The sequence below is a fragment of the Comamonas guangdongensis genome (assembly GCF_041079535.1).
In the GTDB taxonomy this organism is placed as follows: Bacteria; Pseudomonadota; Gammaproteobacteria; order Burkholderiales; family Burkholderiaceae_C; genus Comamonas; species Comamonas guangdongensis.
On the sequence record NZ_JBFYGN010000007.1, the window covers coordinates 165,045 to 180,322 of the forward strand.

A 15,278-nucleotide genomic window follows, 5' to 3' on the forward strand; every position below is an offset into this window, starting at 1 on the left:
GCCAGTTTTACAAGCAGTGCCAAGGATCACTGATATGAGCGACACCTCCTATACGCCGCTGCCGCAGTCCAACCAGGCCTATGCCGAGGCTCCCGCAGTGAGCAACCAGAGCCGCCCCATACGTTCCAAAAGCGTGTGGATGAGCACGGTGCTGCCTTTGTCGGTGGCCCTGCTGCTGGCCCTGGCCCAGCCCTTCTGGTCCGGCTACCTGTCCGATCTGGTCGTCAAGATCATGATCCTGTCCATCTTCGCGCTGAGCCTGCACATACTCGTGGGCGGCGCGGGGCTGGTGAGCCTGGGCCATGCGGCCTATTTCGGCCTCGGCGCCTATGCGGCCGTGAAGGCCGCGGGCCAGGACGGCAGCAGCTTCGCCCTCATGCTGGGCGCGGCCCTGGCCGCATCGGGCCTCTACGCGCTGCTGGTCGGCGCGCTGAGCCTGCGCACCAAAGGCGTGTACTTCATCATGGTCACGCTGGCGTTTGCACAGCTGGCGTTCTTCGTGGTGCATGACGTGGGCTATTTCGGCGGCAGCGACGGCATCTACCTCATGCAGCGCCCGGCCCTGGGCGCCCTGGACCTGGAAAACGCCACCACCCTGTACTACGTGGTGCTGGCCGCCCTGGTGCTGGTCTATGCCTTCATCGCCATGCTGCGCCATTCGCGCTTCGGCCATGCGCTGGCCGGCATCCGCGTCAACGAGCAGCGCATGCGCGCCGCGGGCTTTGCCACCTACTGGTACAAGCTCGCGGGCTTTGTGATCGCCGGCACTCTGGCCGGCCTGGCGGGCTTTCTGCTGGCCGCCCGCGACGCCGTGGTGAACCCCGAGCTGCTGGCCTGGCACCACTCCGGCGAGGTGCTGCTGATGCTGATCCTCGGCGGCGTGGGCTCGCTGCGCGGCGCCGTGCTGGGCACCATCACCTTTGTGCTGCTCAAGGAGCTGCTGAGCACGCACGCCATCATGGGCAATGCGGCCGACCACTGGCAGCTGACCCTGGGCATGGCCATCATCGTACTCGTGGCCCTGCTGCCCAAGGGCCTGGTGGGCATCAACGACAGATGGCAGAAAAAAGCCCAGGCGGCCGCAGCGCAAGCGTCGGCAGCCAGCCATCAAGGAGCAGACCATGACTGAGGCGGGCATGATTCCCAAGATGTCGGTGCGCGGCCTGACGCGGCACTTTGGCGGCCTGGTGGCGGTGAATCAGGTGGACATCGATCTGCATGCCGGCGAGGTCCATGCGGTCATAGGCACCAATGGCGCGGGCAAGTCCACGCTGATCAACATGCTCTCGGGCGAGATAGCGGCCAGCAGCGGCAGCATCCTGCTGGAGGGCGGCGATGTCACCCAGATGCCCCAGCCCCGGCGCGCCAAGGCCGGCATAGGCCGCAGCTACCAGCGCACCACCATCTTTCCCGAGTTCACGGTGCTCGAGAACTGCCGCCTGACCGCGCAGGCCCAGGCCGGAGCGCGGCCGTGGCGGATCTGGGAGTCCGCCCAGCATTGCGCCGCCAGCCTGGAGCGCGCGCACACGGCCCTGGCGCGCGCAGGCCTGGCCCCGCATGCCCAGCGCCTCGCGGGCAGCCTGAGCCATGGAGCCAAGCGCCAGCTCGAGGTCGCCATGTGCCTGGCGACCGAGCCCCAGGTGCTGCTGCTCGACGAGCCGCTGGCCGGCATGGGCGCCGAGGAAACCGAACGCATGCTGGAGCTGCTGCAGGAGCTCAAGACCGGCCACGCCGTGCTGCTGGTGGAGCACGATATGGACGCGGTGTTCCGCATCGCCGATCGCATCACCGTCATGGTCAACGGCAGCGTGGTGGCCACGGGCACGCCCGAACAGATACGCGTCGATCCCCTGGTGCGCAGCGCCTATCTCGGAGAGGAAGAACATGCTTGACATCAAGCCCCCCCTGAGCGGCAATGCCGCTTCCCCCCAGGGGGACGACAGCCTCGCTGCGGGGCGGCCCTTGCTTGCTGTCTCTGAGTTGGCTCGTGCCAATTCGAACCACGCCATGTTCGGCGTGCAGGAACTGCACACTTATTACGGCGACAGCCATATCCTGCACGGCGTCTCGCTGGCCCTGCCGCAGGGCCGGGCCGTGGGCCTGCTGGGCCGCAACGGCATGGGCAAGACCACGCTGATCCGCACGCTGATGGGCTATGTGCCCGCGCGCCGCGGCAAGGTCTTTGCCGACGGCCGGGAGGTGAGCGGCGCCGCTCCCGAAAAAATGGCGCGCCTGGGCATAGGCTATGTGCCCGAAGGACGCGGCGTGTTCCCCAATCTCTCGGTCAAGGAGAACCTGCTGATGAGCGCGCGCGCAGGCCTGGACGGCAGACGGGACTGGAGCTATGAGCGCGTGCTGGAGACCTTTCCGCGCCTCAAGGAACGGCTGTCCAACGGCGGCCACCAGCTCTCGGGCGGCGAGCAGCAGATGGTCGCCATCGGCCGCGCGCTGATGACCAATCCGCGCCTCATGATCCTCGACGAGGCCACCGAGGGCCTGGCCCCGCTGGTGGTGGCCGAGATCTGGCGCGTGATTGCGCAGATTCGCGCCACCGGCATCTCCACCCTGATCGTGGACCGCGACTACAAGAAGGTGCTGGCCCATACCGATAGCGCGGCCGTGATGGAAAAAGGCCGGCTGGCCCTGCAAGCTCCATCGGCGCAGCTGCTGCAGCAGCCCGAGCAGCTATCCGCCTTGCTGGGCGTTTGAGCCAGAAGGCCGTCAGGCCCTTTGCCCATCGGCGCCAGCAGCTACGATGATTTGAGCGACTCCGCATCCAGGCGCACATTCTTCGCGGCCTCGGGCGGCAGAATCGCCATGGTCAGGCTGCAGCTGCAGGTGAGCTTGCCCTCCTCGTCGCGCAGCTCTATGCCCCAGACATGGGTGGTGCGCCCCAGATGCGTGGGACGCGCCGTGGCCGTGATCCAGCTGCCCTTGCGCCCCGCGCGCACATGGTTGGCCGAAACGCTCAGGCCCACGCAGCGATAGCCCTGGGGAATGGAACAGGCCGCGGCCATGGAGCCCAGGGTTTCGGCCAGCACCACGCTGATGCCGCCGTGCAGAATGCCGTAGGGCTGGCAGGTGCGCTCGTCCACATGGACCCGGGCGCAGACATAGTCGTCGCCGTACTCGGTGAACTCGATGCCCAGATGGGAGATTGCCGTGTTGACGCTGCCTGCGTTCAGTGCTTTGAGATCAAGCTCTCGGGTCCAGATTGCCATATCGATCCTCTGTGCGGTCAATCAATGAGAAGCCTGCGTTGAGGCAGGCACCATAGCTTCTTCATACCGGAGCAAACCATCCTCGGGCAAAGGCCACCAGGGGGCGCGTGAGGTCACATGCTGGTGACTGGCCAATGAGGTCTTGGTTGGCTCATCGAGCAAGCCGGCGCGTATGCGCAGTACACCGACCAGACTGCTGCGCTGGCTGTAAACCGGCGAACCGCATTGCGGGCAGAAGGCGCGCAGCTTGCCTGGCGAGGATTCGAAGTGACGTAGCTGATCGTGCCCCGCAATCCAGCGGATCTGCTCCTGCTTCACCGGAATATTGGTAGCCAGCGGTCCGCCCTGGGCTTTGCGGCACTGGCTGCAGTGACAGACTTGAATCCCGGCCAGTTCGCCGTGAATCACAAACCTCACCTGTCCGCACAGACAGGAGCCTGTGGTGATGGCCGTGGAGTCTTCCGAAATCTGGTGAATATGCATGGCGCGAAACGGGTTGCAGCATGAAAAAAGGACGGTCTGAAACCGACCGTCCTTGATGCTACTGGAAGCGCCGGGCGCCACGCCAGCGCCAAGCGGACTATGCAGTCGCGCGCATGTCACCGGTTTCGGTGAAACGCTCGTGCCAGCTCAGGGCCTCGCGCAGGATATGCGGCGTGTGCTGTGCGCCCTGCTGGCGCGCACGGTCAAAGTAGTCCTGCAGCTGGTCGCGATAGTCGGGGTGGGCGCATTGGTCGATGATGACCTGCGCGCGCTGCTTGGGCGACAGGCCGCGCAGGTCGGCCAGGCCCTGCTCGGTGACGATGATCTGGGTGTCGTGCTCGGTGTGGTCCACATGCGAGCACATGGGCACGATGCAGCTGATCTTGCCGTCCTTGGCCACCGAGGGGGTCACGAAGAAGGACAGATAGCCGTTGCGCGCAAAGTCGCCCGAGCCGCCGATGCCGTTCATCATGCCCGTGCCCATCACATGGGTGGAGTTGATGTTGCCGTAGATATCGGCCTCGATCATGGAGTTCATGGCGATGATGCCCAGGCGGCGCACCAGCTCGGGGTGGTTCGAGATCTCCTGCGGACGCAGGATGATGCGCTCGCGGTAGAAGTCGATGTTGTCCTCGAAGTCCTTGTAGGCAGCGCTCGACAGCGAGATCGAGGTGGCCGAGGCGCGGCTCATCTTGCCCGCGCGCAGCAGGTCCAGCATGCCGTCCTGCAGCACTTCGGTAAAGCCCAGCAGGTTCTCGAACGGGCCCGTCAGCAGGCCCGCCAGCACGGCATTGGCCACATTGCCCACGCCCGACTGTATGGGCAGCATTTCCTTGGGCAGGCGGCCCATCTTCATCTCGTGGGCGAGGAAGTCGATGATGTAACCGGCTATTCTTTCGGAGTTCTCGTCGGGCGTGGCGAAGACGTTGTCGCGGTCGCCCTTGTGGGTCTCGACCACGGCGATCACCTTGGCCGGATCCACCTTCAGATAGGGCTGGCCGATGCGGTCGTCGGCATGCGTCATATTGATGGGCATGCGGCGCGGCGGGATGGCCGTGCCGTAGTAGATGTCGTGCATGCCTTCCATCTTGGCCGGCGGCTTGGTGTTGACCTCGAGGATCACCTTGTCGGCGATCTCCAGCCAGGTCTTGTTGTTGCCCACGGCCGTGGACGGGATCAGCAGGCCGTCGGCGGTCACGCCCAGCACCTCGACCACGGCAATGCTCATATGGCCCAGGAAGCCGAACCACGCATGCTGGGCCACATGGGACAGGTGCATGTCGATGAAGTCGATCTCGCCCGCGTTCACGGCCTTGCGCGCGATGGGGTCGGTGTTGAAGGGCAGGCGCTGGCCCAGGGCATGGGCTTCGGCCATCACGCCGTCGCACTCGGCGGCCGTGGAAGCGCCGGTCCAGACATTGATCTTGTAGGGCTTGCCCTGGGCATGCTCGGCCTTGGCGCGTGCGGCAATCGCCTGAGGCAGGGCCTTGGGATAGCCGGCGCCGGTAAAGCCGCTCATGCCGACATTGACGCCGTGGGGGATCAGGGCGGCCGCCTCTTCGGCCGTCATGACGCGCGAGAGGAATTCTGGGTAACGTACGCGATCTGCGATGGACATTGGATGCTCCAAACACCAAGGCTCCAGGCCAGCGCTCGGGCCCGCCAGCGCTGGCGGTGGCGTTCTATGACCCATGGGCAGCACTGAGCTGGCACCTCAAAAAAAACCGCCCGGCTAAGGGCGGCGTATCTCCAGCAGGAAATGTTACCAGTGCGGAACATAATGCCAGGACAAACCCGCAAAGGCCCCGCGCTGTCGTCAGGGGAATGTTCCCCTGGTTACCAGTCAGCCCTCAGTGGGCTTGTACCTTAGTTTCATTGTCGCGCTCGCTGAGATTCAGCAGCGCGTACAGGATGATGGCGCCGAAGGTGGCCGTGCCTATGCCTTCGAGCTTGAACTCGCCGAAAGTCAGCGTGAAATTGCCCGTGCCCAGGATCAGGGTGATGGCCGCCACGATGAGGTTTTTGTTCTGCGAGAAATCCACCTTGTTGCCGACCCAGATCTTGGCGCCGGCCACGGCGATCAAGCCGAAGACCACGATGGAGACACCGCCCATCACGGGCAGGGGAATCGCCTGGATCAGCGCTCCGAACTTGGGCGAGAAGCCCAGCAGCAGCGCCAGGATGGCCGCGCACATGAAGACGGCCGTGGAGTAGATGCGGGTTGCGGCCATCACGCCGATGTTCTCGGCATAGGTGGTCACGCCCGTGCCGCCCACGCTACCGCTGACCATGGTGGCCACGCCATCGCCGATAAAGGCACGGCCCATGTACTTGTCCAGGTCCTTGCCCGTCATGGCCGTCACGGCCTTGATGTGGCCCAGGTTCTCGGCCACCAGCACGATGACCACGGGCACGATCAGCACCATGGCATGGGCGCTGAACACCGGCGTGTGAAAGGTGGGAACGCCAAACCAGGCGGCATTGGCCACGCCCGACAGGTCCACGGCCTTGCCCCAGCCCAGCACATTGGTGAACAGGCCGTAGAGCAGGCTGGAGACGACCAGGCCCACCAGGATCAGCAGGCGCTGCACCATGCCGCGCGTGAGCACGGCCACCAGGCCCACGCTCACAAAGGTCAGGGCCTGCATCCAGGATTCGAAGTTGTTGGCGGCCATGCTCTTGACGGGGATGGCGGCCAGGTTCAAGCCGATCACCGCCACCACGGCACCCGTGACCACGGGCGGCATGAAGCGCTCTATCCAGCGCGTGCCTATCAGCTGCACCAGCAGGCCGACCAGCATGTAGACAAAACCGCAGGCCACGATGCCGCCCAGCGCCAGCCCCACATTGGCATTGGGACCCTTGCCCGCATAGCCCGTCGCCGCGATCACCACGCTGATGAAGGCAAAGGACGAACCCAGATAGCTGGGCACCTTGCCGCCGGTGATGATGAAGAAGATCAGCGTGCCTATGCCGCTCATGAACACGGCCAGATTCGGGTCGAAGCCCATGAGAATCGGCGCCAGCACCGTGGAGCCGAACATGGCGATCACGTGCTGCACGCCCATCAGGCTGGTCTGCGGCCAGGGCAGGCGCTCATCGGGACCGATAACGCCGCCGGCCTGCAGGGTCGCGGCCGAGCGCTCCTGCCATTGAAATATTCCCATCCCGTCACTCCTGGAGTTATTAAACGGGGCAGATTATGGCAAGCCCTTGCTTTCCGTGAACGGCCAGTGGCAGCTTGCAACAGCCGGCAGCAGGGGCGCTGCTTAGGCAGCTATCAAATTCATTGCCTCTGCTGCAGCGCACGCGCAATACGGTCGCGCTTGACCGTGGGCTTGGGCACCTTGAACGGGAACCACATGCGCACATCCTCCTCCAGCCCGATACCATGCATGAAGTTGTAGATAGCCTTCTTGAGCGCCGCGCCCAGTGCGTCGTGATCGACGCCTGTGGGGTCAATGAAGGGGCGGTCGTTCTTGGCAAAGTCGCCCCCGGGCAGCGGCGGCAGCTCGATACCGTACTCCTCGGGGTTGAGACCCACGGGCGAGTGCACGGTGCAGCTGAAGCGGTGAAAGAAGCCGCTTTGAATGCAGCCGTTGAGAAACAGCTGGCGCACATACTCCAGCGCGTCCACCGTGTCCTGCACGGTCTGCGTCGGAAAGCCGTACATCAGATAGGCATGGACCAGAATGCCGGCCTCCGAGAACGCCTTGGTCACGCGTGCCACCTGGTCCACGGTCACGCCTTTTTTCATCAGCGCCAGCAGCCGGTCGGATGCCACTTCCAGACCGCCCGAAATCGCGATGCAGCCGCTGTCGGCCATCAGCTCGGCCAGCTCGGGCGTGAAGGTTTTCTCAAAGCGCACATTGCCCCACCAGGAGATGCCGGTCTGGCGCGCAATCAGCTCCTGCGACAGCGCCTTGAGTGCCTTGGGCGGCGCGGCTTCATCGACAAAGTGAAAGCCGGTCTGGCCGGTCTCGGCGACGATGGCCGCTATGCGGTCGGCCAGCACGGCGGCGCTGGCGCCCTCGTAGCGGCCGATATAGTCCAGGCTCACGTCGCAGAAGCTGCATTTCTTCCAGTAACAGCCATGGGCCACGGTGAGCTTGTTCCAGCGCCCGTCGCTCCAGAGTCGGTGCATGGGGTTGAGCATGTCCAGCAGCGACAAATAGCGATCCAGCGGCAGGCCGTCCCAGGTCGGGGTGCCGACCTCGGCAAACGCGATGTCGGACTCCATCATGTTCACGTACTGCACCTTGCCACCTTCGTCATCACTGCCGCGCACAAAAGTGCGCACCAGCCGCGATCTGCCGCGCTCGCCGCGCAGATGCTCGAGCAGCGCCAGCAGCGGGCGTTCGCCCGCATCCAGCGTCACGAAGTCGAAGTAGTCGAACACGCGCGGCTCGGCCAGCTCGCGCAGCTCGGTGTTGACAAAGCCGCCGCCCAGCACGGTGGCGATCTGCGGATGGTGCTTCTTGATGGTCTGGGCAATGCGAAACGCCGCATAGGCCGAGCCCGGAAAGGGCACGGACAGCAGCACCACCGTGGGCTGGTGGCGCTCAATGGCCTCCAGCGTCAGGCGCTCCAGCACCTCGTCCACCAGATTGGGAGCAGCCGCGAGGGCGTTGGCCAGCGGGTCAAACGTGGGCTGGCTGCCGGCCAGCGACTCGGCATAGCGCACGAACTCAAAACGCTCGTCCACGGCATCGCGCAGCACATCGGCCAGATCGTTGAGATACAGCGTGGCCAGATGCTTGGCCTTGTCGTGCAGACCCAGGGCACCGAAGGCCCAGCCCAGGGGATCGCCGCCCTCCTCGTCCTCATACACATCCAGCGTGGCAAAGCGCGGGCCTTCGGGCAGAAAGTGGCGCCCCACGATGCGGTGAGCCAGCGTGGAGTCACGCCCCTGCAAAAAGGCAATCGTGGGCGCAATCGTGGCCAGATAGCGCTCCTGCTGTTCGACAAAGGATTGCACCGCCGGCGTGTGCTGCCTGGTCGGCAGCGCTTTGATGCGCTCGGCCACGGCGCGCAGGCCCTCGGGCGAGAGCAGCTGCAGCACCAGGGCCAGGGCCAGGTCTTCCTGCATGGCGGTGATGCCGCGCGAGCGCAGAAAGCCGGTCAGATAGGCCGTGGAGGGGTAGGGAGTGTTGAGCTGCGTCATCGGCGGAATGACGGCCAGCACACGGGTGGGCAAAGCGGACATGGGGTGCGGGTCGCCGGCATGCGCCGTTGACGGTGTAAGCAGTCCCCGATTATCGGTTTGCCCGCGCATCCCTGCTGCACAGGTGACATCTGGCCGGGCCACCACCAATGACTTGCGCGGGCTGCGGCGCTAGGCTGGGCCCATGCCCTCCGCCCCCCAACACACCGCCCCCTACATTCCCCAGATCCGGCTGTATCAGGACTGGCTGCGTGAAACGCGCGGCCTGAGCTTTGCCGACTATGACGCGCTGTGGCGCTGGTCGACCAGCGATCTCGACGCCTTCTGGCAAAGCATCTGGGATTACTTCGATCTGCAATCCCCCACGCCGCACAGTGCCGTGCTGGCGCGCAACGCCATGCCCGGCGCCCAGTGGTTTCCGGGCGCGCAGCTCAATTACGCGCGCCAGGTGCTGCGCCATGCGGGGCCCGCCCATGCGGCCGGCATGCCGGCCGTCGTCAGCCGCAACGAACAGGGCCGGCAGCGCGAGCTGAGCTGGCCCGAGCTGCAGGGCCAGGTCGCGGCCCTGGCCCTGCATCTGCGCGCCCAGGGCGTGGGCCGGGGCGACCGCGTGGCCGCCTATCTGCCCAATATTCCCGAGGCCATGGTCGCGTTCCTGGCCTGCGTGAGCCTGGGCGCCATCTGGAGCATCTGCGCGCCCGACATGGGCACCCATGCGGTGCTCGACCGCTTCAAGCAGATCGCCCCCAAGGCGCTGATTGCCGTGGATGGTGTGCATTACGCGGGCCGCGACATGGACCGGCGCGAGGTGCTGCAGGAGCTGCGCCAAGGCCTGCCCAGCGTGCAGCATGTGCTGCTGGTGCCCAATCTGAATCCATCGATAAAGATAGCTGACACCGCAGATTACACAAGCGTTACAGCGAGAAATGATGCAGAGACCGCGGCCTTCGAGCCCGAATGGCTGCCCTTCGACCACCCGCTGTGGATCGTCTACTCGAGTGGCACCACGGGCCTGCCCAAGCCCATAGTCCACGGCCATGGCGGCATGGTGCTGGTGGCCTTGCAGCTCAAGGCCCTGCACAACGATATCGGCTGCAGCTACGAACCCAATAGCTGGGGCGAACGCTACCACTGGTACAGCTCCACGGGCTGGGTGATGTGGAATGCCCAGGTCTCGGGCCTGTTGGGCGGCACCACCTGCGTGATCTTCGACGGCAGCCCCGGCGGCAGCAAGGACAAGCCCGACTGGAGCACGCTGTGGCGCTTTGCGGCCGAGACCGGGGTCACCAGCTTCGGCTCGGGTGCGGCCTTCTACGCCAACTGCATGAAGGCCGGCGTGGATCTGTCCGCCTGCGGCGACCTCTCGCGCATCCGCGGCCTGGGCAGCACGGGCTCGCCGCTGTCGGCCGAAGTCCAGCAGTGGGGCACGGAACAGTTCGCCAGGCTGGGCCATCCCGATATCTGGTGGAACAACCTGTCGGGCGGCACCGACTTTGCGGGCGCCTTCATCGGCGGCAACCGCGAGCTGCCGCTGACACCCGGCATCATGCAATGCCGGCAGCTGGGCGCGGCCGTCGAGGCCTGGAACGAGCAGGGCCAGCCCGTGGTCGACGAGGTCGGCGAGCTGGTCTGCACTCAGCCCATTCCCTCCATGCCGCTGTTTCTCTGGGGCGATGCGGACGGCAAGCGCTATCTGTCCAGCTATTTCGACATGTACCCGGCCGGCCATGGCCGCCAACCCGGCGGCGGCGACGGCCCGGCCGAGATGGGGCCGGTCTGGCGCCATGGCGACTGGATACGCGTGCTGGAGGGCGGCGGCTGCATCATCTACGGCCGCAGCGACGCCACCATCAACCGCCACGGCCTGCGCATGGGCACCAGCGAGATCTACAGCGCCGTCGAGGCCCTGCCCGAGGTGCTGGACAGCATGGTGGTGGACCTCGAATACCTGGGGCGCGAAAGCTATATGCCGCTGTTCGTGGTGCTGCGCCCCGGGGCGGAGTTCGACGACGCGCTGCGTGCGCGCATCAACGCGGCCATACGCCAGGCCCTGTCGCCGCGCTTTGTGCCCGACGCCATCTTTGCCGTGGCCGAGATTCCGCGCACGCTATCGGGCAAGAAGCAGGAGCTGCCCATCAAGAAGCTGCTGCTGGGCCAGCCGCTGGCCAAGGTGGTCAACAAGGACGCCATGGCCAACCCCGGCTGCCTGGGCTGGTACGAAGGTTTCGCACGCGAGCATCTGGCTATGCAGCCCGGTCCATGAGGACCGGGCCGGCGCGCCCGCCATCTGGTGATAATCGGGCATGCTGTTGCCAAATGTGAATTTCCGAACCGATTGAGGGCTGCATGGGGCGTGGATTGCGTGCGATGCGGCAAAGCGTGCTGCTGGGCCTGTGCTGCGGCGCGGCGCTGGCCCTGGCCTGCGATGGCGCGCAGCGCATTCACCTGCGCGAGCCCGTGGCGCTCAGCGCCCAGGAACGGGCCGAGTTCCGCGCCATGGCGCCGCTGCGCATCCTGGCCATAGACGCCCCGCCCATGGTGCGCTACGACCAGGCCAGCGACAGCCATGCGGGCATAGCCGTGGACATCTGGTGCTTCATCGCTCAGGAGCTGGGGCTGAGCTATGCCATCCTTCCGGGACGCGGGCAGACCGTCGCGGAAAAAATCCTTGAGGTGCAACAGGGCCGCGCCGATGTGTTCATGCCGCTGAGCCGGCAGCCCGAGCGGGCCAGGCACGGCATCTTCACCCTGCCCTACTACCAGAGCTACTACGCCATCATCGCGCGCAAAGGGCGCGGCCTGCGCGTGCGCGGCATGAACGATCTGGCGCCCTACCGCGTCGGCGTGGTCAAGGGGGTGGCGCTGGAGCCGCGGCTGCAGGCCAGCCTGCCCGCCACCCAGCTCACCAGCTTCGACCAGACCAACAGCGACGGGATGTTCCAGGCCCTGCTCGACGAGCGGCTGGACCCGGTCGTGTTCAGCAAAAGCATCTTCGAGGAAAAGCGTCTCACCCGCGACTATTTCGACCTGGAAGTCATCCATACCTTGCGCGATGATCCGCGCGAGTACGGCTTCTATTTCAGCGCCACGCCCCGGAACCAGCGCCTCGTCGAGGCATTCAACCGCTACCTGGCCGTCATCGACGCCTCGGAATCCCTGGCTCGGCACGAGGAGGGCGAGCGCCAGCTCATAGAGCGCTATGTGGAGCAGCGCCGCCAGCGCACCCTGCTGCAGACCGCCAGCGTGGCCGCCGCGCTGCTGACGCTGGGGTTCGGCCTGGCGTTTGTGCGCTACCGGCGCCTGGCCCGGCGGCTCGCGGCCAGCAACCAGCAGATCGGACGCCAGAAGCAGGAGCTGCAGGAGAGCAACGAGCGGCTGGAGCGCCTGAGCCTGTCCGACGGGCTGACCGGCCTGGCCAACCGCCGCGCCTTCGACCAGGCGCTGCAGCGCGAGCATGCGCGCCGGCAGCGCACGGGCGCGCCCCTGAGCGTGCTGCTCATCGATGTGGACCACTTCAAGGGCGTGAACGATTACTACGGGCATTCGACGGGCGACGACTATCTGCGCGCCATCGCCCAGGTGCTGAGCCGGACGGTGGCACGCGCCTCGGACCTGGCCGCGCGCCATGGCGGCGAGGAGTTTGCCTGCCTGCTGCCCGACACCGCCGCCGCCGATGTGCAGCGGCTGGCCGAGCGCATCCGCGAGGCCACGGCCGGACTGGCCCTGCCCAATGCCCTGGCCCCCACGCCGCAGCTCACGGTAAGCATAGGAGTGGCGACGCTGAAAAGCGGGCCGGCCACGGCCCAGGAGCTGCTGGCACAGGCCGATGCCCAGCTCTACGCGGCCAAGCGCGCGGGCCGCGACCGCGTGCACGCCACCGTGCTGCGAGCCTAGCGCCCCGTGAACTGCGGCTCGCGCTTCTCGCTCCAGGCCGCACCGCCTTCCTGCAGGTCGGCCGAGGCGATCGTGGCCTGCACGGCGGCGTCTATGGCCGCAGCATCGGCCCGGCCACGCGCGATCGCGTTGAGGTGCTGCTTCATGCCCAGCAGCGCCAGCGGCGCCATGCCGGAAAGCGTGGTCTGCAGCCGCTGCAGCTCGGCCGCAATATCCTCGTCCCGGCTCAGATGCGTGAGAAAGCCGCAGTCCTGCATGGCCTTGGCGTCCAGCTTTTCTGCCGTGAGGAACAGGCGTTTGGCCGTATCCAGGCCCAGACGCGTCACATAGCGCTCCAGGCCCGAGCGGTAGAAGTGCAGGCCCAGGCGCGCGGCCGGCATGAACATCTGGCTATGCGGGCCGCCCACGCGGAAATCGCAGGCCAGCGCCATATCGGTGGCGCCACCGAACACCCCGCCCTGAATCGCGGCAATCGTCACGGCACGGCAGTTTTCGATGGCGTCCACCATCTCGCCGAAGGAGCTGCCCTCGTTCTGGCTGTTGGCGATCTCGCCAATGTCGTAGCCGCTGCAGAAATGCCGGCCCACGGCCTGCAGCGTCAGCACCAGCACGGCGGGGTCGGCATTGACCGCGTCGATCTGGCGACGCAGCGTGACCAGATCCTCGGGCAGCAGTTTGTTGGCGACTTCGGGACGGCGCAAGGTGATGCTGGCACGGGCGCCCTGGATCAAAAGCTCTGGAGACATGGACTGTATTTTCATCCAGACCCGCGCCGGGCGCCGACTCTGAGGCGCATCAAGTGTTGCGGAGCAAACACTCGGTGACCGCATCTTTTGCCGGTACACAGGTACACTTTGGCGTCCTCATCGAGCACCTTGCGTGCGCTGACCCATCCATGTCTGTTGAATCGACCGGCGCCGAGCGCCCCAGCTTTGACCTCAAGAGTGCGCAACTGCCGGTGCTGTCCGTGGTGCTGCGCGGCACCGACATGCAGGCGCTGAGGCAGGACCTGGAGCGGCGCCTGGCCGACGACCCGGACTTCTTCGACAACGACCCCGTGCTCATCGACCTCAGCCATGTGAACGAGGACGCGGCGGAGATCGACTTTCCGGCCCTGATCGAAGCCTTGCGCGCCCACCGCACCATGCCCGTGGCCGTGCGCGGCGGCAACGAGGAGCAGATGGCCACGGCCCACGCCCTGGGCCTGACCGCGGCGCCCGACGCCATGCCCGCGCGCCGCGCCGAGCCCGAGATCCACGAGGTCATCCGCGAGGTGGAGGTGGTGCACGAGATCGAGGTGCCGGCGCCGCTGGCCGATGCCCTGATCGTGGACCGCCCGCTGCGCTCGGGCCAGCGCGTCTATGCCAAGGGCACGGACATCGTGGTGCTGGACATGGTCAGCTATGGTGCCGAGGTGATCGCCGACGGCAACGTCCATGTCTATGCGCCGCTGCGCGGACGCGCCGTGGCCGGAGCCAGCGGCAATACCGGCGCAAGAATTTTTAGCACTTGTATGGAGGCACAACTGCTCTCCATTGCAGGTATCTACCGCACAATTGAGACCGATTTACCTGCAGATGTGGCCGGCAAGCCCGCCAAAGTCCGTCTGGAGGGAGAAAAGATCATTATCGAGCCGGTGTAAGAGACGCACCGGACGCCCCATCAACCTGCCCCATTTGTCTTTAAGGAATCGAGCAAACATGGCCAAAATCGTCGTCGTGACCTCCGGCAAAGGCGGAGTCGGCAAGACCACCACCAGCGCCAGCTTCGCATCGGGTCTCGCGCTGCGCGGTCACAAAACCGCAGTGATTGATTTCGATGTGGGCCTGCGCAATCTGGACCTGATCATGGGCTGCGAACGCCGCGTGGTCTATGACCTGATCAATGTCATCCAGGGCGAGGCCAACCTCAACCAGGCCCTGATCAAGGACAAGCAGTGCGAGAACCTGTTCGTGCTGGCCGCCTCCCAGACCCGTGACAAGGAAGCCCTGACCCAGGAAGGCGTGAAGAAGGTGCTCGACGACCTGTCCGCCATGGACTTCGAGTACATCATCTGCGACTCGCCCGCCGGCATTGAAAGCGGCGCGCTCTACGCCATGCACTATGCCGACGAGGCCCTGGTGGTGACCAACCCCGAAGTCTCGTCGGTGCGCGACTCGGACCGCATCCTGGGCATGCTCAGCTCCAAGACCGCCAAGGCCATGGCCGGCGAGCCGCTCAAGGAGCATTTGCTGATCACGCGCTACAACCCCAACCGCGTGCAGGACGGCCAGATGCTGTCGCTGGAAGACATCCAGGACATTCTGCGCATCGAGCTGATCGGCGTGATCCCCGAGTCCGAAACCGTGCTCCAGGCCTCCAACCAGGGCATTCCCGCCGTGCACATGCAGGGCTCGGACGTGGCCGAGGCCTATCAGGACGTGGTGGCCCGTTTCCGCGGCGAGGAAAAGCCCATGCGCTTTACCGAAGCGGTCAAGCCCGGCTTCTTCAAGCGCATCTTTGGCGGGAGGTAAGCC

13 protein-coding genes are annotated in these 15,278 nt (G+C 65.7%); 7 read left to right on the forward strand and 6 right to left on the reverse strand.

The features are described from left to right. The first annotated feature begins 34 nt into the window (after positions 1-34). The 3 genes from AB6724_RS08460 to AB6724_RS08470 all read left to right on the forward strand — a co-directional run bounded on the left by AB6724_RS08460 (position 35) and on the right by AB6724_RS08470 (position 2,709). Positions 35-1,129, forward strand: coding sequence for a branched-chain amino acid ABC transporter permease (locus tag AB6724_RS08460; protein ID WP_369338068.1), 1,095 nt, complete (start codon positions 35-37; stop codon positions 1,127-1,129). A 7-nt stretch (positions 1,130-1,136) separates the two neighbouring features. Next, positions 1,137-1,892 carry an ABC transporter ATP-binding protein gene (locus AB6724_RS08465; RefSeq protein ID WP_439329840.1) on the forward strand — a complete coding sequence of 252 codons (756 nt, stop codon included), beginning with the start codon at positions 1,137-1,139 and terminating at the stop codon, positions 1,890-1,892. Positions 1,893-2,007: 115 nt separating this feature from the next. Further along, positions 2,008-2,709, forward strand: coding sequence for an ABC transporter ATP-binding protein (locus tag AB6724_RS08470; RefSeq protein WP_369338135.1), 702 nt, complete (start codon positions 2,008-2,010; stop codon positions 2,707-2,709). A 41-nt stretch (positions 2,710-2,750) separates the two neighbouring features. Here the strand turns inward: AB6724_RS08470 and AB6724_RS08475 are convergent, their stop codons facing one another. The 5 genes from AB6724_RS08475 to AB6724_RS08495 form a co-directional block, all read right to left on the reverse strand. Next, the gene (locus AB6724_RS08475) at positions 2,751-3,221 is read right to left on the reverse strand and encodes a PaaI family thioesterase (protein ID WP_369338070.1); all 471 of its coding nucleotides are present in this window, start codon (positions 3,219-3,221) and stop codon (positions 2,751-2,753) included. Positions 3,222-3,242: 21 nt separating this feature from the next. Further along, the gene (locus AB6724_RS08480; protein WP_369338071.1) at positions 3,243-3,704 is read right to left on the reverse strand and encodes a GFA family protein; all 462 of its coding nucleotides are present in this window, start codon (positions 3,702-3,704) and stop codon (positions 3,243-3,245) included. Positions 3,705-3,801: 97 nt separating this feature from the next. Continuing rightward, on the reverse strand, positions 3,802-5,322 hold the full coding sequence (gene scpC / locus AB6724_RS08485; protein ID WP_369338072.1) for a succinyl-CoA:acetate CoA-transferase ScpC: 1,521 nt from the start codon (positions 5,320-5,322) through the stop codon (positions 3,802-3,804). Positions 5,323-5,554: 232 nt separating this feature from the next. Further along, a complete protein-coding gene (locus AB6724_RS08490) occupies positions 5,555-6,871 on the reverse strand; it encodes a solute carrier family 23 protein (protein ID WP_369338073.1) in 1,317 nt (438 codons plus the stop codon). A gap of 119 nt (positions 6,872-6,990) precedes the next feature. Further along, positions 6,991-8,910 carry a B12-binding domain-containing radical SAM protein gene (locus AB6724_RS08495; RefSeq protein ID WP_369338074.1) on the reverse strand — a complete coding sequence of 640 codons (1,920 nt, stop codon included), beginning with the start codon at positions 8,908-8,910 and terminating at the stop codon, positions 6,991-6,993. A 142-nt stretch (positions 8,911-9,052) separates the two neighbouring features. Here AB6724_RS08495 and AB6724_RS08500 point away from each other — a divergent pair, with 142 nt between their 5' ends. After that, positions 9,053-11,131, forward strand: coding sequence for an acetoacetate--CoA ligase (locus tag AB6724_RS08500; protein ID WP_369338075.1), 2,079 nt, complete (start codon positions 9,053-9,055; stop codon positions 11,129-11,131). Positions 11,132-11,235: 104 nt separating this feature from the next. Then, positions 11,236-12,762, forward strand: a complete 1,527-nt coding sequence (locus AB6724_RS08505; RefSeq protein ID WP_369338076.1) for a diguanylate cyclase — start codon at positions 11,236-11,238, stop codon at positions 12,760-12,762. Here the strand turns inward: AB6724_RS08505 and AB6724_RS08510 are convergent. Beyond that, positions 12,759-13,508: an enoyl-CoA hydratase/isomerase family protein gene (locus AB6724_RS08510; RefSeq protein ID WP_369338077.1), complete on the reverse strand. Its 750-nt coding sequence runs from the start codon at positions 13,506-13,508 to the stop codon at positions 12,759-12,761. The two genes, AB6724_RS08505 and AB6724_RS08510, sit on opposite strands and share 4 nt — an antisense overlap. Positions 13,509-13,657: 149 nt before the next feature. Here AB6724_RS08510 and minC point away from each other — a divergent pair, with 149 nt between their 5' ends. Next, positions 13,658-14,404: a septum site-determining protein MinC gene (gene minC, locus AB6724_RS08515; RefSeq protein ID WP_369338078.1), complete on the forward strand. Its 747-nt coding sequence runs from the start codon at positions 13,658-13,660 to the stop codon at positions 14,402-14,404. Positions 14,405-14,462: 58 nt separating this feature from the next. Then, positions 14,463-15,275, forward strand: coding sequence for a septum site-determining protein MinD (minD, locus tag AB6724_RS08520; RefSeq protein ID WP_369338079.1), 813 nt, complete (start codon positions 14,463-14,465; stop codon positions 15,273-15,275). The last annotated feature ends 3 nt before the right edge of the window (positions 15,276-15,278 follow it).